Source organism: Nibribacter koreensis, from assembly GCF_039541795.1.
Taxonomy (GTDB): Bacteria; Bacteroidota; Bacteroidia; order Cytophagales; family Hymenobacteraceae; genus Nibribacter; species Nibribacter koreensis.
This window is the reverse complement of sequence record NZ_BAABGX010000003.1, coordinates 169701-187057: the sequence shown is the minus strand read 5'-3', so window position 1 is coordinate 187057 and position 17357 is coordinate 169701. Positions and strand designations below refer to the sequence as shown.

The following is a 17357-nucleotide window of genomic DNA, read 5'->3' as shown; positions in this document are numbered from 1 at the left end:
CTACTGCAGACCCTTAAGCACTGCCTGCAAATTTTTATTCAAGACGCAGCTCTCTTCCGTGTCTCATAGGTGCCAGCTTTAGAACTATGAATAGTAGTCTAAGAGCGTTTTATTTTTGCCAGCAAATAGCGCAGGATAATGAAATTGCCCGCCAACAGCATGACCAGAAAGAAAACCCCGAACATGACGGCTAGGTCTGACGGCTGCCGCAACAACTCCTTGATTTGCATATAGGACAAGAAATCTATGGGAATGAGCAGCAACAACAGCAGTAGGTACTTGGGTTTCATGGGTTGGAAAAGCCAGAGGTTTGAATTTCAATAGTAAGCATTCTACGGAGATTTGCCGCATTGGGACGTGCTCCTGCTCCAGGACACGGTCTGGTATTCCCATTACCTCTGTTCTTCCTTTACGGTCACATGATGCCGTGTAGAGAGCATTTCCCTTTCGTATCCTATTTGCTAAAGAAGTATTCTTAATCTTGAGAAAGATTGAGTCGTTTTCATGCTGTTTTCAGGAAAACAGCATGAAAACGACGTTGTTCCTTAATACCTATAGCCGGGGAAATACTTGATGTCAAACTCCAGATAATCGTTGTCATGCCCGTTGCCGGCGGCGGTGTCATGGTCATCTACTATGCTTTTCACTTCCAGCACACCATAAATCACCCAAGAGCCCATCAATGGGTAGCTCACCCTGAAGGCGTATACATCACCTACCTGCGCGTTCAGAACAGTCGTCTTCTCTGGACCATATTGTTTCATGGCTTTGGCAATCTGGTTAGGTTGGTACCAATCTTTGGCAACAACAGGCACTTTCACAAAGGCCACACGTCCCTCGCCCATTTCTGGTCCAGAAGTAAACGACGCTTCAAAACGGTTGTCAAACCACTCGCGCGGGGGCATTTTGTTGGTTAGGAAGGCAAACGGGTTTAAGGAGCGCTCATCTACCAACGCCTGCGGATCAGGGTTGTCTATCCTGTAGTCATTGATGGTGAGCGAATTACTGCTAGGACCCCAGTAGTTATACAGTCTAACGCCAGTGTATTCCTTGGGTCCTGACTTGAGAAACAGCATTTGAAAAGGCTTACCCGTGGTTGGGTCTAGGTAAATAGTCCCGTCGGTGTGCTGGGGCTCTAGGTTTAAGATAACTGGTTGGTAGGGCTTTTGAGATTGAGGGTAGCTATCTACTATATACTCCAATTCATATTCATTAGAAGTTACGCCATTGGCTGTAGAAGTAGCTTTGAGGTGCACGGTTAATGGAAACTCGCGACCTACAAAATTGTCATACACTTTAAAATCCTTGATGCCTTGGTTAGTGGTAAACCGAAAGAAGTAGCGAATGGTATCGCCTGAATAGAGTTTCATCTCCGAGTCTCTACCTACCGGAAGATAACCAAGGTTGGTATGTTTAGAGAGCTGCACTACTGCTGTTAATTCTGAGTGCGGAGCAGGTGAGGGATCCTTTTCGTCTCCGCAAGAGGCCATCAAGAAAGGAGCGGCCAGTAGCCACAACAGGTTTAAAAGTTTACGCATGGGTGTAGGTGGTATGGAGATGATGCTGAACGAAGGCACGTAAAATACGCGCCATGGCGCTTTCTACAACAAAGACCGACTTCTCTCACTTCTCCCCTATTACAGCACAAACCTTTTGCAAAGCAGAAGCCGTTTTTGGCCTGTTTTGGTGAAAACAGGTCAAAAACGGCTTCAATGAAAGTTCAATATATTAGTCTCTCTTTGCCTTAAGCAGTTTGCGAAGCTCTGCCAGTTCATCTCTAAACTTGGCGGCCTGCAAGAAGTCCAGCTCCTTGGCGGCGGCTTCCATCTGCTTCTCGGTTTTCTTGATGACTTTCTCCAACTCGTCGCGCTTCATGTACTGCACCACCGGGTCCGCGGCAATGGACATCAGGCTTTCATCTGGGCCGGCATAAGCCTTGGCTTCGCGCTTGTTAGAGTCTGCCACCGAAGTCTGGTCCATGATAGCTTCCTTGGACTTAAAGATAGTCTTAGGCGTAATACCATGCTCCAGGTTGTACTCCATCTGCGTGGCTCGGCGCCGGTTGGTCTCATCAATGGCGCGTTGCATAGAACCAGTGATTCTATCGGCGTACATAAGCACCTTACCGTTCTCGTTACGCGCGGCGCGGCCGATGGTCTGAATCAAGGAACGCTGGTCCCGCAGGAAGCCTTCTTTGTCGGTGTCAAGAATAGCCACCAAACTCACCTCTGGTAAATCCAGACCTTCGCGCAGCAAGTTTACGCCAATCAACACATCAATCACGCCCAGACGCAGTTCGCGCAGAATCTCCACGCGCTCCAGAGACTTCACCTCTGAATGAATGTATTTGACCTTGATGTTGAGGCGCTCCATGTACTTGCAAAGCTCTTCGGCCATGCGTTTGGTCAGGGTGGTCACCAGCACGCGGTCTCCCTTTTTGATGCGATTGTCTACCTCGTCCAGTAAATCATCTATCTGGTTCTGGCTCGGTCTGATTTCAATCTCAGGGTCCAGCAAGCCCGTAGGCCTAATAATCTGCTCCACAATCACACCCTCAGATTTCTGAATCTCATAGTCACCTGGCGTGGCACTCACAAAGATGACTTGGTGCATCACGCTCTCAAACTCATTGAAGGTGAGCGGGCGGTTGTCCATGGCGGCCGGTAATCTAAAGCCATACTCTACCAAGGCCGTCTTGCGCGAACGGTCACCGCCCCACATGGCACGTACCTGCGGCAAGGTGGCGTGACTCTCGTCAATAACCATCAGGAAGTCATCCGGGAAATAATCCAGCAAGCAGAATGGTCGGGCCCCAGGCTCCCTGCGGTCAAAGTAGCGGGAGTAGTTCTCAATACCAGAACAATACCCTAGCTCCCGAATCATCTCCAGGTCAAACTCCGTCCGCTCCTTAATGCGCTTGGCTTCATTGTCGCGGCCTTCTTTCAGGAAGTACTCGTGTTGGGCCACCATGTCATACTGGATTTCATGAATGGCTTGGTTCAAGGTGTCTTTGCCCGTCACGAAGAGGTTGGCCGGGAATAGCGAGATGCTCTCCTCATCGGCTATCTTCTTGCCAGACTCTGGATCAATGCGCTGGATGGACTCAATCTCATCGCCCCAGAAATAGATGCGGTAGGCAAAGTCGGCGTAGGCCGGGTAGATGTCCACGGTATCGCCTTTCACCCGGAACGTTCCACGGGTGAACTCAATCTCGGTGCGGCTATATAAAATGGACACGAACTGGTAGAGTAGGTTGTTGCGACTCACCTTCATGCCCGCCGCCAGCGGAATAACGTTCTTCCCGAACTCCTCTGGATTGCCAATACCATAGATACAAGACACCGAGGCCACCACAATCACATCCCTCCGTCCCGAAAGCAGCGCAGACGTGGCATGCAGACGCAGCTTCTCAATCTCTTCGTTGATGGCCAAATCCTTTTCAATGAACACATCAGAGGAAGCGATGTAAGCCTCGGGCTGATAGTAGTCATAGTAAGAGATGAAATACTCTACGGCGTTATTAGGGAAGAATTGCTTGAACTCACCGTACAGCTGGGCGGCCAGGGTTTTATTGTGACACAGCACCAGCGTGGGCTTCTGCACCTCCTGAATCACGTTGGCCACGGTAAAGGTTTTACCCGTACCGGTGGCGCCTAGCAATACCTGGGCGTGCTCCCCGTTGCGCAGGCCGTCTGTGAGTTGGCCTATGGCGCGGGGCTGGTCGCCGGTGGGTTTGAATTCTGACGTTAGTTGAAACTTCATGCGTTCTGAAATACGGTCAAAGGTAACGTATTATAACACCAGTCACGGCCAGAGAGTTTAGCCGAATGCTAAATAAACTAGTGTTTTTTAAGTCCTGAAAGACATACGTAAAAAAGCGCCGCTTCTATGAAACGACGCTTTCCAAAAATGTAAACATAGGACCAATAGCTCTTTTGAGAGAACCAATATTCTAAGAGCAGGGCGTTTCCTGCACGTTGATGATTTTAGCTTTGGGGTACAGCACATAGATGCCGTGGCAAATCTGTTCTTCTTCTTTAGAGGCTGGTGCCACCGTCACGTACAGCCGTTTGTCCCTAACCTGGTATTTGACCGGCAAATGAAAGGTGCTTACAAAAACGGTATCGCCTTTGGCTTGGGTATCAAAAATAGAAGCCGCCTCTTTGTTTAAGATAGCCAACGTAGTACCGCAGCCTTGGTCTTTAACGATGGCCTCATAACAAACAGGGCTTACTTCTTCCTCCTTGCAACCACCAGACAGCAAAGCAGTGGCCAGAAGAAGACAGATGCCTCTAAGGGAAATTGACATAAAAAAATTGGGTTGCAACAGGTTAAGGTTTCGGGTCGTCTTTGGCTAGGGCAGGATAAACGACTGTTGTAGGTTCTCTGGCTGGGTCGTTTTCTTCACTTGTTCTTTCAAAGAAACCATGAGCTGTTGTGAGGCTGGCTCTTGGGCTAACACCTGCTTTATCTCCTCTTTCATCCAAAGCACGGTGCTGCCAATGTACAGCGGCACTGAGAAAAGCAGAACCCAGGTGCGGGCCACTTTAGAGAAAAAGATAGTATCTGGCTGTTGTTTACGCATTACTCTCATTGATCTTTCCACTTGTACCTATAAGACCACTTATCCTTCAAAGACCCCTATAGCGGTAGCCGAAATTGTATGGCTTCTATGATAAATTGTTATTTAGAAAGTCGGTATTTACCACCAATGCTCACCCCCACCTGGTAAGGGTCTGCCTGCGTCTGACTTTCCTTTAACGCAGATGAAAAAGAATAGGTAAGCTCGGGGGCCACCGTCAGGCTCATTTTACGGTTCACCTGGTAGCCAATTCCCGCAGAGGTAGCCGCCGCCCACTGCCAGGCTCTAAACGGTGAGGCCTCATCTTTGTAATGGTAGCGCTTGGCCTGCACGTCTTGGTTGTCAGACTCAATACGGTTGTTGAGCAGCAGGTTCAGGTTCACCCCGCCTGAGACAAAGGCAAACACCTTGCTAATGCTTTTATGGTAGGCAATGCGCAACGGAACCCCAATCTGCTGGTACTTGTACTTGGTTTGATACCGCTCTGTGGGCGTTACGGCCTCCAGGTTATTCACCAGTTCTGGCTCAAAGGCCACCTTGACAATGGGCTCTGGTCTGTTCACACGCGGCACTGCAGAGTTGATTCTCATGACGTTGTCAGCCTTGGTAATGAGGAACGAATGAGTAGTAGTGGCCTCGTTATGACCATACAAAAAGCCCGTCTCTATTTGCCAATGATCATTTAACTGGTACCCGGCACCTAGCTTAGCACTGTAAGAATAGGCAGGTGAATAGCTTTCGCGGTACTCTTGCAAGGCTTGGTCATACTGCTCGTACATTTGCTGTTGCTCTGCAGACATTCTTATGCCTTCGCGGCTGGGGGCCTCGGCCACGGCAATGGGTGCGTAGGCGTACAGGGGCGTGTAGGAAAGAGAAACCATCCAGCCTTTTAGCGTGGTCTTCTTCTTCTCTTCTGGTAGCGCAGGCGTTGGCTCTACGTCCACCTTGGCCATCTGCAGGTTATTTCCCTCTCCTTGGTACAGAACGGTGGCTACTCTAGTGTTCATCAATGAGTCTGCAGAAACAGCTGTGCCGGCCTTGGTAGTTGCAAGGGAAGAATTAGTTTTAAAAGACTCCAATGCCATGACTGAGGCAGATGCCATGGAGGAAGATTCGTCATTCCTGATGGCTGCTTCCGCTGCTTTGCCTGCACCGTCAGCCTTAGGATTAGTAGCTGAAATAGCCAATGCCGCAGGGTTGGCTTCTCCCCTGCTCCCTAAAGTAACAGCACCAGTGTTTATCTTCTCCTGGCTATTAGCCATGCGCCCAGTCTCTGCACTTAACGGACGGGACTGCTTTTTATCTTCTTGTCTAGAAGGCAGGCTGTTGGTAGTTCTCTCTACGGATTGGTGGCTGGCCATTTCGTTTTTGGCCTGTTTTCCAGGATTTGAGCCAAAAACGGAAGACTCCTTCGTGCTTTCCTCTTCGCCTGACTTATTTATAGCATTTTGATTGACGCCAGAGGCACCTTCTGATGGGGTAGACTTAGCAGCCGGAGCCTTGGCCAGGTGCCCTTCATTAGTGCCAAAAAGGCTCTGGTCTTGTTGCCACAGGTAGGCGCCGGCGGTCAACAACAGCAACAGACAGGCAGCTGCTACAGAGCGGTACCAAAAGGCTTGCGTACGGTAGTGCTTCAGCTCCTGGTTTTCCAGGGCCTGGTCCAGGTTGTCCCATAGCCGTGCCGGCGGGGGCACCTGCGCGCCCTCAAAGCCGTCGCGAAAGACGTCCTCCACGCGGCGGTTCCGTTTGTTATCCTCTCCCGATGACTCTTTCATGGTATTGGTTTTCTAAATTCTGCAGGGCCTGGCGCAAGCTGGCGCGGGCCCGGGAATATTGAGACTTAGAGGTACTTTCTGTAATGTCCAGCATTTCGCCAATCTCTTTGTGCGAAAAGCCTTCAATGGCATACAAGTTAAAGACCGCCTGGTAGCGCGGCGGCAGTTCCCTTACCAATTGCAACAGTTCTTCATATCCGTGCTGGCTGTCAAAATTTTCCTGTTCAGAAGCCTCGTCCCATTCCTCCTCCTGGTCTGTCACCGTTAGGTGCCTATTGCTGTGCTGGTGCTTGAGCGCCGTGTTGATGACTATGCGCTTGACCCAGAACTCCAGCGGACACTCCCCTTTAAAATTCTTGAGGTAGGTGAACACCTTCAAAAAGGCGTCCTGCAAAATATCCTCGGCCTCAAAATCAGTGCGGGCGTAGCGTTTACTCACGGCCAGCATCTTGCCTGCGTACCGCTGGTACAACTGGTGCTGCGCCTCTCTTTTCCCGGCTACGGCACCTTTGATCAGGTCCTCTTCTGAGAGGTCTTTGGCAGGCTTAAGTTTCAAGGGTTGGGTGGTGTGGGGGCTTCTAGTAAGAAGAGTCCTTTTTACCATAAAAGGTTGCACGCCAAAGATAGCCAAAGAAAAAGACTATTTTATATCAGCTGAAACCTAGCGCTATCACTCAGAATGGCAGAAACTGGCTGTGCCTACTACATAGAAAATAAAAAGAAGAAGCGTTTTCGGCCTGTTTTCTGGAAAATAGCCTAAAAACGAAAGGCGTTTAGCTGTTCCAGATCTGCCAGGCCACTTCTGCCTGCAGACATAGCATCTCATAGCCGTTGATCGTCTTGGCACCCATGGCCTTGCCACGCTTCATGAACTCTGTCACGGGCGGGTTGTACACCAGATCATACAGGTAATGATGCATAGAAAGCAAGTCATACGGGATGGCCGGTGCCTCTTGGTCATTGGGGAAGGTACCTACCGGCGATGCGTTCACAATCAAAGAGACGGCCGCCATTAAGCTGGGCGTCAAGTCCTGGTACGTGAGCATGCCCGGTCTTCTCTCTCTGGATACTACTTGATAAGAGATGTTGAGGTACCCCAACGCAGCCATGACTGCTTTGGCCGCACCACCTGTACCCAGTACCAAGGCTTTAGACTGCGAATGGCACGGATAGAAACCCTGCAGGGACTGCATGAACCCTTGGTAGTCTGAATTGTGGCCAATCAGTCTGCCTTGGTCAAATTTGATGACGTTGACAGCCCCAATCTCAGCCGCTGCCGGCGACAATTCATCAAGAAAAGGAAGGACGGCCTCTTTATACGGAATGGTGACGTTGAGGCCGCGCAGATTAGGATGCGTTTGAATGAGCCCAGGCAGCTCTGCAATGGAATCCAGCTCAAACAATTGATAAGCACTGTTGTCAATGCCCTCTGCCTTGAATTTGTCTGTGAAGTAGCCTTTAGAAAACGAATGGCTAAGTTTATAGCCTATCAGGCCGTATAGATGCTCTACCTGCTCCACTTCTTGTTGCTATCCTGATTACTTGACAGTCTGCTTGCCAAATTTCTGCTTCAGAATCTCATAGATGGGCGGAAGGATGGAGATGAGGATGATGCCAAAAATCACCATGGTGAAGTTTTTCTTAACTGCCGGAATATTCCCGAACAGGAAGCCCGCCATCACAAAACCCACCACCCACAGGATGCCGCCAATGATATTATAAGACAGGAACTTGCCATACTTCATGGTGCCCACGCCGGCCACAAAGGGCGCAAACGTCCTGATGATGGGGATAAAGCGCGCGAAGATGATGGTCTTACCACCGTGCTTCTCATAATAGGCCTGGGTCTTCATCAGGTATTCCTTTTTGAGAAAACGGTAGTCCTTCCTGAACACCCTGGGTCCAAAATAGTCTCCAATCAGGTAATTGAGCGTATCACCCAAGAATGCCGCCACAAACAACAGCACCAAGAGGTACCAAACGTTAAGTACCCCAGTGGCCGCAAACGCCCCAGCCGCAAATAACAGCGAGTCGCCTGGCAGAAAGGGCATAATTACAATTCCTGTCTCCACGAAGATGATCAGGAACAAGATGGCATACGTCCAGGTACCGTAGTCAGAAATGATCTGGCTCAGGTGTTTGTCTAGGTGCAGAAACAGGTCAATAAACTGATGGAGGAGCTCCATGGGGATAACTTATAAAGTTGAATGACTAAACCAGCTTGTCTAGCAATGTTTTGTCAATGAAATGGGTGAACGTGTCGCCGCGCAAGCCTAACCTAATGGTTTCTAATGGAATGATCTCATTAGGTGATATATTGCCCAGATTTACGTTTGAGCCCAAAAGTTTGATAAAGAACACTTGCTGTGCCTTTTGCGGAGCTTCCCAAATGATTTTCTCAAACGGAATCTTGGTCAGGATCTCTTCCACCAGACCGCTGCGCACCTCGCCGGTAGATCTAAAAAGGCCCACGTTGCCCGCTTCTCTAGACTCGCCAATGACCTTCCAGGCACCGGCGTCCAGTTCATCCTGCATAAGTTTGATCCACTTGTACGGCGGGATGATCTTCTCCGCGTCCTTAGAACCCACCTCAGAAAGAACGGTCACTTGCTCAGACAGCGTCCTGATGTATTCGCATTTCTTGCCGTGGTCCATCTCAATGGAACCGTCAGAGACCTCGGCAAAGGTCAGCTGGAACTTGTCCAGCATTCTGCGGTAGTCATCAAACTGGTCCCGAACGATGAACGCCTCAAACAGCGTACCACCAAAATATACCGGTATACCGGCGGCTCTATAAACTTCTAGCTTTTTTTCTAGATTGGGCGTTACAAAAGACGTGGCCCAGCCAAGCTTTACTATGTCTGTGTACTCACCGGCAACTTCTACAAAGTTTTCTACTTCGCGCACGCTCAGACCTTTGTCCATGGCCATGGTGAAGCCGCTCTCTCTAGGTTTAGCAGTGCGTTCTGGTAAGTGGGAAAGATGGTAATTCATTAGAAATGCTATTTACGGTACTGGTCAATCAGACGGGCCAAGGCTCTCTGTGACTCCAGTTCAGGAAAGAAGTCGAATAGAAGCTTATGCTTATCGAAGTCCAAAATTAGAGCATTTTCCAAATAATTATACGCTTGTTTGTATTTTCCTGCGGCCAGGCAGTAGGCACACAACCGGTAATATAGCTCTGCTTCATCTGGTTGCAGTTCTACGGCGTTCATTAAAAGATCTGCGGCCCCTTCATAATTGCCCTGCTCATATAAAATAATGGACCAGTTCAACCAGATGTCCTTATTTTGAGGAGCCAGGACGCTAGCCTGTTCATAAGCCTCTACGCTGGAGATGATGTTGCCCATCTGGTACTCGGCGGCGGCCAGCGCCATCCAGTAGTCTGGGTTCTCGCTATAAAAAGAAATGGCTTTGCGGTAGTAATGCACCGCCTCCATCCATTTGCCTTGCAGGTCCAAGATGACGCCAATCCCAAACCAGGCCTCGTCCATGTCAGGTGCCAGGTCAATGGCTTTCTGATAGTATTTATGCGACAGGTTCCACTGGGACAATTTTTCATAACACTCGCCCACGTTGCAGTAGATGTCGGCATTGGGTTCTGAGTGCTCAATGGCCAGCATAAAGGCCTCAATAGCCTTGGTAAACTCGCCTAAGTACACAAAGCTGTTGGCCAGGTTCACATACGCCGCCGGGAAATCTGGCTTGATCAGCGTAGCGTACTCATAGGCACCTACCGCTTTCTCATAGTCTGCAATGCGTCCATACACCAAGCCCAGATTAAACCAAGCCATGGGTGAATAAGGATCTGCGTCTACAAACTCCTGAAAGAAGGGTACTGTGTTCTCGCCTTCACCGGTAATCTCTATACAATAGAGTAATTCCTGCAAAGCCAGCTCATTCTCCATGTTTAGCTTGAGGCACTTCTTGTAGTACTTAAGTGCGGCCTTAAACTTGCCCCAGCTTTGATAAGACAGCCCTATGTTAAAATAAATGTCATCCCGATCCTCAATCAGCTCTGCCGCCTGCTTAAAATAATCTATAGCGGCGCCAAAGTCACCCTTCTGGTTGAAGATGATGCCTTTGGTCAAAGGAATGTCTGCTGAGTCTGGGTTTATTTGGGTGACGTCTTCTACAATGGACAGCGCCTCATCAAAGGCGCCTAGCATGGCTAGCACCTGTGCCTTGTCTACTAAGATTTCGGTAGAGAATGGGTATTGTTCAATGGCCACGTCGCACGCCTTTAGGGCCTGCGCATAGTTAAAATTATTGGCGTAATGGTCTATAATGGTCTCAAAATCTGAAAGATCAAAGAATGCAGATCCATTGGTTTCCAGCATTTGCTCAAACTTGGCAATCAAGTCTAGCTCCTCCCCAGAAAGCTCATCAAAATTATCGTTCATCTAAAATAAGTCTCAACGTGGGCACAGGCTTCTATGCTCCTCTCTAATCACACGACAATGTTTCTATTAGGCGACTGCCTTTTCTATTCTGTTTTGCAAGGATTGACAGCACCAGGCCAAGGTGTCCTCTAATGGCCTAAACTCAAACCCTAGCGCCTCTTTAATTTTTGCGTTGCTGTAAAAGTGTTTCTCCTTGGCAACCCGGGCGGTTTCTTTGGTGATAAGCGGCCTGCTACCGATTAGTTTTCCTCTTAGGGCTTCGGCGCGCCATATTACTTCTGTTAACCAATTGGACACCTTGATGGTTGGAGGCTTCTTAGTAAAACAAGTAGCTACGCGCTGAAAAAACTCTTGGTACGTGATTTGGTGGGCATTCAGAATAAACCGTCTACCCCAGTGATCGCCTTGCATTAAAAGGGTCATGGCCTGCACAACATCCCTCACGTCTACAAAGTTAGCGTATCCTGCGGTATAAAAGGCATGTTCATCCCAAGCGTATTTGAACAGTTGCGTACTGCTTCTTTTCCAGTCTGCCGGTCCCAGCACAATAGCAGGGTTCACAATGACTGCCTTCAATCCTTCTGAGATGCCTCGCCAGACTTCTACCTCTGCCGCATATTTTGAAAATGCGTAAACAGAGCGCTCCTCGTTGGGGTCCCACTTGGCTTCTTCTGTGATGACACTGTCTCCTTTTTTTCTGTTGATGGCGGCAATGGAGCTTACGTGGCACAGCTTCACCTCAGGGAATTGCAGACAGGCATCCACAATATTAGCAGTACCCTCCACGTTTATCTGCTGCATTACATTTGCGTCTTGGGGAGAGTAGGACACAAAGCCGGCGCAATGGTAAACCTCCTCTACCTCCTTCACCAGGGAATGCAAAAGCAGTGGGTCTAATACATCTCCTTCCACCCACTTAAGACCTATTGCTTCATGAGATGGAGGGGTGTTTCTGTACAATGCTATGACTTCATACCCTGCCACCTGCAACTGTTGCAGTAGAAACTGGCCAATCAAGCCACTACCTCCGGTTACGAGTGCTTTTTTCAACGAATGGAATTAGAGCGTGGCGTTAAGCAAGGGTAATTTTAGCGCCTGCGCTAAAAGCGGATCCGTCAAGGTACTTTCCAACGCTCTTAGATGACGCATGGAGTGCGTGTCTGTTCCTAGAAACTCTACCGCTCCTTTTTTAATCAACTGCTCTGCCACCATCCTCGCGCCTTTAGAATAATATCCATTGATGGAGTTAGTGTTCACCTGAAACAACACGCCCAAATCCCGCAGGCTTAGCAGCTCTTCCAGTCGGCCATAAAAATAAGTATACCGCTCTGGGTGAGCCAAGACTGGCATAAAACCAGCGGCCTTCAATGAAAAGATGGCTTGCCGTAAATGGGCAGGTTCATTGATATAGGACGTTTCCAGCAACAGGTATTTCTTATCTCCGCCAAACGAAAGCAATTCCTGCCCTTCCTCCAACTTGGCCATGAACCATTCATCCAGATAATACTCCGCAGCGCATGAGAGTTCTAAGTTCAGTCCCCCCTTCTGCGACGCATCCTGCAGCTCAAGTAGTTTTTCTCTGATACCCTCCGGAGTATTCTTGAAAAAATCGCCCATGATGTGAGGGGTCATGCACAGCTTCTTAAACCCAAGTTGCTGCAACTTCTCCATCATCTGGATAGAATCCTCCACACAGCTAGAACCGTCATCAATGCCCGGAAGCAAATGCGAGTGCATGTCTGTCACCAAACTAGCATAAGACGTTATTGCAGGTTCCTTTGCTTTCTGCCTAAAGCCACGCAGTGGATTCCACATACCCTTATTTGAACATTGATTTAATACGGCTTGTCATGGTAGGCTTCTCTTCCTCCTCATAATACCCGTAACCATACCCGTAGCCGTAGCCATAGCCGTAACCATAAGAATACCCATACATGTTGGTGCTTGGCGCATCATTCAGGATAGTGGCCATGTTGGACAGATGGTTGGTTTTCATGACTCTATCCACACCTTTCAAGAAGGCTTTCTTAGAGTAGTTGGCGCGTACAATAAACAAAGGAATGTCTGCCTTGCGCATAATCAAGATACCGTCCGTCACCAACCCTACCGGCGGACTATCAATTAGAATCACATCATATTCTTGGTGCAACTCCTGCAGGATATCATCAAACCTTTGGCCCATGATCAGCTCAGATGGATTGGGAGGCGTTGGCCCCGCCGAGATAAAATCTAAGTTCTCAATAGATGTCCTTTGCGTTGACTCTAAGATGGTGTGCTTCTCAATAAGGATGGTGCTCATCCCTTTGATATTTTCTCCATCCAAGGCAATGTGTACCTTGGGCTTGCGCATATCCAAATCTAGTAGAATCACTTTCTGACCAGACATGGCTATAATCCCCCCCAAGTTGGTTGCCACAAAAGTCTTCCCCTCTCCACTTATGGTTGAGGTTACTGAGATAAGGCGTTTTTTCTTGGCAGAGCTCAAAAAGTCCAAGTTGGTTCTAATAGACCTAATGGACTCGCTGAGGGCAGATTTTGGGTTCTGATTCACAACCAGCTTAGAAACCGGCATCTTCTCTTTGCTGTAAGACGGTATAACCCCCAGAACAGGAGCACTCGTGTTTCGTTCCAACTCCCGCACACTCGTCACGGTATTGTGCATCAAGTAGCGCGCACCAATTAGGGCTATCCCAAAAAACAAGCCACCTGCAATGCCAATAGCATAGATGATCATCCTATTCGGATAAATGGGATTGGACTCATTAGGCAAACTAGCCGGTGACAGAATCTGGAAGTCTGGGATAGTACCGGCCATAGAAATGCCAAACTCAACCCGTTTCTCCATTAGAAGCAAATAGAACTTCTCATAAATGCCCAAGATTCTAATCAACCTGGCCCGCTCCGTCTCCTTAGACGGCATTTGCATAATCTGGCCAGTTAATAGAGATTTATTCTTATCAATGTTTGAAATCTGATCCTGTAGGTAGTCTCTACCCTCTTTTAAAAGGGAGGTAATTTTGTCTTGAGAAAACTTTATCTGTTGATCCAATAACTCCACAGACAGCGTATTCCCTCTTGTGGTGGTTAATACCTTTCTGCGCTGCGCCTGTAGGTCGTTTAATTCAGTAAGCAATTGGGTGAGCTGAGGGTCTTGCTGCTCCTGTACTTGTAAACTGGAAATGACAAGACTTAAATCATCGTCTTTTCTTATCCTTTGCTGTATATCTGCCAGCAAAGAATTTCTAAAGCGCAACTCATACTTCTGCTTCTCCAATTCCTGGATTTGGGTCATCGCCCCTTCCAAGCCGGCTTTAACGTCATAGGACTTATTTTGCTTTACAAAATACTCCATATCAATTTCAGCCTTCTGCAAGTTATCTTGCGTCTCCTGCAACTGATCAGAAAGGAAATCTATGGTTTGCTGACTGGCCTGGTTGCTTCTAGCTAATTTCTGCTCTAGGTAAACAGTGTCAATCTTGTTTACCACATCACGGGCCTTCTCTCTATTGAATTCTTTAAAAGAAATAGAGATGGTCTTGGCCTCAGGATTTAGAACTGCTACTGTCAGGTTTTGATTAAGGTAGCTTTTTAAGGCTTGGTTACTATGGACAATAAAGAAGAAAGACTCTCCAATATGATTGGCATTAAATCTTGGGTTGGTGTATACATTTAAGCTGTTACCTGCCAACGTGAAAGGAGCCCCCACAGTCTGCACAGCTGATTTTTCACCTTCTTCACCGATCTGGATGGTATAGCGGTTTTTAGAATCAAAGCTGACGTATATTTTTTGGTCATACAGATTGAACTTTGAAGAATCAAAGGCAATCCTAAATGGGCTCTCATTGTATAATTCAACCTCAAGGATCCTTGCCTCTACATGGTAACTCACTTGCAGAGGCATGTTTTTCTTGAGCCGGTCATACACTAGGTCAGACTTAATCAAGTCTACTTCACCCTGCAACTTACCTAGGTCAGATTCCATACCTGCTCCAGGAAGTTCCAATACCTTAGCCTCCGTCTGCTCCTCCAGCTTTATAACTGAGGACGACTCATAAACTTTTTTGGTATATCTAAGAAAAAGATAAGAACCTGTTAAACCCAGAAGGACGAGCAAGACAACCCAGGGAATGCTCCTCCGGACCACATGCCAAAGCGTTACTAAATCAATGCTTGAACCACTATCCTCTTCTTCTATATCTGCATTACTCGTGTGATAATCCAGTTCATCCAGATTATTGCCTGTTTTCACACTCATGAAATCCTTTTTTAATTAAGTAAGTTCTGTATTACCAAATAGGTAGTAAGTATGTTGGAGAGGGCACCAAGTACTGTCAAAGCGTCCCTTAAAGACTCATTGAAGACCCTACGCACGGGCTCTACATAAATAACGTCATTAGGCTGCACCCAAATATTGGCTCTCTGCAAACCTTGCACGGTAGATAAATCTATAATCTCAACACTGGGGTTATCTGATGCCACATTCCTGATTAGACGGATGTTATGCGCCTTACCATTATCTGGGATACCTCCTGCCAGCGCCACCACCTCAACCAAGTGCATGCTTTCATTGTTCAAAGGGATGACTTTACCCCCCGTTGCACCTAAAACTACCACCCGTCTGCTTACTACTTTTGTGTAAACATACGTCTCCTTATAATAAGTTTCGAATTGGGTTTGCAACACACTATCTACCTGAGAAACAGTAAGACCGTCTACTTTTATATAGCCCACCATGGGTACCTTCACCTCACCGTTGGGGAGCACCACATACTCAGGGTCTTCTACTTGCCGCCCTTGCTGCACACCTCCTCCACCTCTTCCAGAACCACTGGTCAGTTCCTGTCTCAAGAAGTTGTTAGGATCTACCAGAAGCTCTCCCTTATTGGTGAAAATCTTAATCTCTAGGATATCATTTGGTTGCACGCGGTAATTCTTACTAGCCTCTGCGGCAGAAGCTCTCAAAACATCTGCATTCACATTGCCATCTGTCTGAAACATGATGTTCTGCCGGTAGACGTTACACCCGGTAAGCTGCAAGAGCGCAAACACAGGCAGTAATCTCAATAAGAATTTTAGCATGGATAAAGGCAGTGGATTTAGTAATAAAAGCGGTCATAATGAACAAGTGCACGCAATGCGCAACCGTAAGACCTAACTACAAAGAAAGGCAAAAGTAACGGGTACGCCAAAAACGCACATGTCTTCCGCTCATGCGTACTGCAATACCTTAAAAAAGTTGTGCTTGGTTGAAAAACCTTTATTCTTCTAATCATTCATCTCAGAGCAAGTTAAAAACTAACTTACGTTAGCTTTGCATCCTAAAAATTCGTAACTAACACCCTTATTTCATAAAACTCCAAATCTGTACTATATATTATGCAGCTCACCTACAATGAAAACCAGCAGATGATTGCGGAAATGATCCGTGATTTTGGCGCCAAAAACATTAAACCAGACATGATGAAATGGGACGAGTCACAAGAGTTCCCGGTGCATGTCTTCAAAAAACTAGGCGAGCTTGGGTTAATGGGCGTGCTGGTACCGCAGGAATACGGTGGAGCAGGATTTGGCTATTTAGAATACGTGACTGCCATTGCAGAATTGTCTAAGATTGACGGATCTATTGGATTGTCCATGGCAGCCCATAACTCATTGTGCACCGGCCACATTCTGCAGTTTGGCAACGAAGAGCAGAAACGCAAGTGGTTGCCTAAACTAGCCACCGCCGAGTGGATTGGCGCTTGGGGCCTAACCGAGCCCAACACAGGTTCTGACGCCGGCAACATGAAAACCGTAGCGGTAAGAGATGGGGACCACTGGGTACTGAACGGCGCCAAGAACTTCATCACGCACGGCAAGTCCAGCAACATTGCGGTGGTGATTGCCAGAACCGGCGAGGTGGGTGACTCTCATGGCATGACGGCCTTTGTAATTGAGAAACCAACCGAAGGTTTTACCGCCGGACGCAAGGAAGACAAACTAGGCATGCGCGCCTCTGAGACCACAGAACTTATTTTCCAGGACTGCCGCGTACCAAATGAGAATGTATTAGGCAAAGTAGGTGATGGCTTTATCCAATCCATGAAAGTATTGGACGGTGGTAGAATCTCTATTGCCGCCTTAAGCTTAGGAATTGCGCAAGGTGCCTATGAAGCGGCTTTGGCCTATTCTAAAGAGCGTCACCAGTTCAACAAGCCTATCTCTCAGTTCCAAGGCATTGCCTTTAAGCTGGCAGACATGGCCACAGAAATTGAAGCAGCTGCCTTATTGACCTATCGCTCTGCCGCCATGAAGAACCGTGGTGAGAACGTAAACAAGGAGTCTGCCATGGCTAAATTGTATGCCTCTGAGGTGTGCGTGCGCGTGGCCAATGAAGGTGTGCAGATTTTTGGCGGTTACGGCTACACCAAAGACTACCCGGCAGAAAAGTATTACCGTGATTCTAAGCTGTGCACTATTGGTGAAGGAACTTCAGAGATACAGAAACTGGTTATTTCCAGAGCCGTATTAAAATAATTGCCGCAGGTATTGACAGTCAGATATTTTGTAAATATCTTTGCAGTCCTTAAAACAATTGACTTTAAACTCAATCTATAA

General features: G+C 47.8%; 16 protein-coding genes. 1 reads left to right on the top strand and 15 read right to left on the bottom strand.

The features are described 5' to 3' along the window. Nucleotides 1–98: 98 nt before the first annotated feature. From ABD880_RS16285 to ABD880_RS16215, 15 genes are all read right to left on the bottom strand, one after another. Nucleotides 99–290 (bottom strand): hypothetical protein, encoded by a 192-nt coding sequence (locus ABD880_RS16285; RefSeq protein ID WP_345168460.1) that lies wholly within the window; start codon nt 288–290, stop codon nt 99–101. Nucleotides 291–545: 255 nt separating this feature from the next. Then, nucleotides 546–1538, bottom strand: coding sequence for a hypothetical protein (locus ABD880_RS16280; RefSeq protein WP_345168458.1), 993 nt, complete (start codon nt 1536–1538; stop codon nt 546–548). A 190-nt stretch (nt 1539–1728) separates the two neighbouring features. Further along, nucleotides 1729–3762, bottom strand: coding sequence for an excinuclease ABC subunit UvrB (gene uvrB, locus ABD880_RS16275; RefSeq protein WP_345168456.1), 2034 nt, complete (start codon nt 3760–3762; stop codon nt 1729–1731). Nucleotides 3763–3952: 190 nt separating this feature from the next. Continuing rightward, on the bottom strand, nt 3953–4309 hold the full coding sequence (locus tag ABD880_RS16270) for a hypothetical protein (RefSeq protein WP_345168453.1): 357 nt from the start codon (nt 4307–4309) through the stop codon (nt 3953–3955). Between the two features lie 45 nt (nt 4310–4354). Then, nucleotides 4355–4585 (bottom strand): hypothetical protein, encoded by a 231-nt coding sequence (locus ABD880_RS16265; protein ID WP_345168451.1) that lies wholly within the window; start codon nt 4583–4585, stop codon nt 4355–4357. Nucleotides 4586–4683: 98 nt separating this feature from the next. Then, nucleotides 4684–6357, bottom strand: a complete 1674-nt coding sequence (locus ABD880_RS16260) for an outer membrane beta-barrel protein (protein ID WP_345168448.1) — start codon at nt 6355–6357, stop codon at nt 4684–4686. Continuing rightward, nucleotides 6332–6913 carry an RNA polymerase sigma factor gene (locus ABD880_RS16255; RefSeq protein ID WP_345168445.1) on the bottom strand — a complete coding sequence of 194 codons (582 nt, stop codon included), beginning with the start codon at nt 6911–6913 and terminating at the stop codon, nt 6332–6334. The genes ABD880_RS16260 and ABD880_RS16255 overlap by 26 nt, the downstream gene beginning before the upstream one ends. A gap of 217 nt (nt 6914–7130) precedes the next feature. Continuing rightward, entirely contained in the window at nt 7131–7877 is a 747-nt protein-coding gene (locus tag ABD880_RS16250; RefSeq protein WP_345168443.1) for a shikimate dehydrogenase family protein, read from the bottom strand. Between the two features lie 18 nt (nt 7878–7895). Beyond that, nucleotides 7896–8543 (bottom strand): DedA family protein, encoded by a 648-nt coding sequence (locus ABD880_RS16245; RefSeq protein ID WP_345168441.1) that lies wholly within the window; start codon nt 8541–8543, stop codon nt 7896–7898. A 25-nt stretch (nt 8544–8568) separates the two neighbouring features. Next, nucleotides 8569–9351, bottom strand: a complete 783-nt coding sequence (locus tag ABD880_RS16240; RefSeq protein WP_345168438.1) for a phosphosulfolactate synthase — start codon at nt 9349–9351, stop codon at nt 8569–8571. A gap of 8 nt (nt 9352–9359) precedes the next feature. Next, the gene (locus ABD880_RS16235) at nt 9360–10760 is read right to left on the bottom strand and encodes a tetratricopeptide repeat protein (protein ID WP_345168436.1); all 1401 of its coding nucleotides are present in this window, start codon (nt 10758–10760) and stop codon (nt 9360–9362) included. A gap of 66 nt (nt 10761–10826) precedes the next feature. Then, nucleotides 10827–11810, bottom strand: coding sequence for an NAD-dependent epimerase/dehydratase family protein (locus tag ABD880_RS16230; RefSeq protein WP_345168433.1), 984 nt, complete (start codon nt 11808–11810; stop codon nt 10827–10829). Between the two features lie 9 nt (nt 11811–11819). Next, complete coding sequence (locus ABD880_RS16225) at nt 11820–12575, bottom strand: tyrosine-protein phosphatase (RefSeq protein ID WP_345168432.1); 756 nt, start codon at nt 12573–12575, stop codon at nt 11820–11822. 4 nt (nt 12576–12579) lie between these two features. Beyond that, entirely contained in the window at nt 12580–15015 is a 2436-nt protein-coding gene (locus ABD880_RS16220; protein ID WP_345168430.1) for a GumC family protein, read from the bottom strand. A gap of 11 nt (nt 15016–15026) precedes the next feature. Further along, on the bottom strand, nt 15027–15839 hold the full coding sequence (locus ABD880_RS16215) for a polysaccharide biosynthesis/export family protein (protein WP_345168427.1): 813 nt from the start codon (nt 15837–15839) through the stop codon (nt 15027–15029). A gap of 297 nt (nt 15840–16136) precedes the next feature. On the opposite strand from ABD880_RS16215, the gene ABD880_RS16210 reads away from it, so the two are divergent. Continuing rightward, nucleotides 16137–17276 carry an acyl-CoA dehydrogenase gene (locus ABD880_RS16210; protein ID WP_345168426.1) on the top strand — a complete coding sequence of 380 codons (1140 nt, stop codon included), beginning with the start codon at nt 16137–16139 and terminating at the stop codon, nt 17274–17276. The last annotated feature ends 81 nt before the right edge of the window (nt 17277–17357 follow it).

Bases quoted from the DNA above. Each gene is read 5' to 3' on its own strand.
- ABD880_RS16215 (WP_345168427.1), bottom strand. From the start codon at position 15,839: ATGCTAAAATTCTTATTGAGATTACTGCCTGTGTTTGCGCTCTTGCAG.
- ABD880_RS16235 (WP_345168436.1), bottom strand. From the start codon at position 10,760: ATGAACGATAATTTTGATGAGCTTTCTGGGGAGGAGCTAGACTTGATT.
- ABD880_RS16245 (WP_345168441.1), bottom strand. From the start codon at position 8,543: ATGGAGCTCCTCCATCAGTTTATTGACCTGTTTCTGCACCTAGACAAA.
- ABD880_RS16210 (WP_345168426.1), top strand. From the start codon at position 16,137: ATGCAGCTCACCTACAATGAAAACCAGCAGATGATTGCGGAAATGATC.
- uvrB (WP_345168456.1), bottom strand. From the start codon at position 3,762: ATGAAGTTTCAACTAACGTCAGAATTCAAACCCACCGGCGACCAGCCC.
- ABD880_RS16260 (WP_345168448.1), bottom strand. From the start codon at position 6,357: ATGAAAGAGTCATCGGGAGAGGATAACAAACGGAACCGCCGCGTGGAG.
- ABD880_RS16280 (WP_345168458.1), bottom strand. From the start codon at position 1,538: ATGCGTAAACTTTTAAACCTGTTGTGGCTACTGGCCGCTCCTTTCTTG.
- ABD880_RS16265 (WP_345168451.1), bottom strand. From the start codon at position 4,585: ATGCGTAAACAACAGCCAGATACTATCTTTTTCTCTAAAGTGGCCCGC.
- ABD880_RS16225 (WP_345168432.1), bottom strand. From the start codon at position 12,575: ATGTGGAATCCACTGCGTGGCTTTAGGCAGAAAGCAAAGGAACCTGCA.
- ABD880_RS16240 (WP_345168438.1), bottom strand. From the start codon at position 9,351: ATGAATTACCATCTTTCCCACTTACCAGAACGCACTGCTAAACCTAGA.
- ABD880_RS16270 (WP_345168453.1), bottom strand. From the start codon at position 4,309: ATGTCAATTTCCCTTAGAGGCATCTGTCTTCTTCTGGCCACTGCTTTG.
- ABD880_RS16285 (WP_345168460.1), bottom strand. From the start codon at position 290: ATGAAACCCAAGTACCTACTGCTGTTGTTGCTGCTCATTCCCATAGAT.
- ABD880_RS16220 (WP_345168430.1), bottom strand. From the start codon at position 15,015: ATGAGTGTGAAAACAGGCAATAATCTGGATGAACTGGATTATCACACG.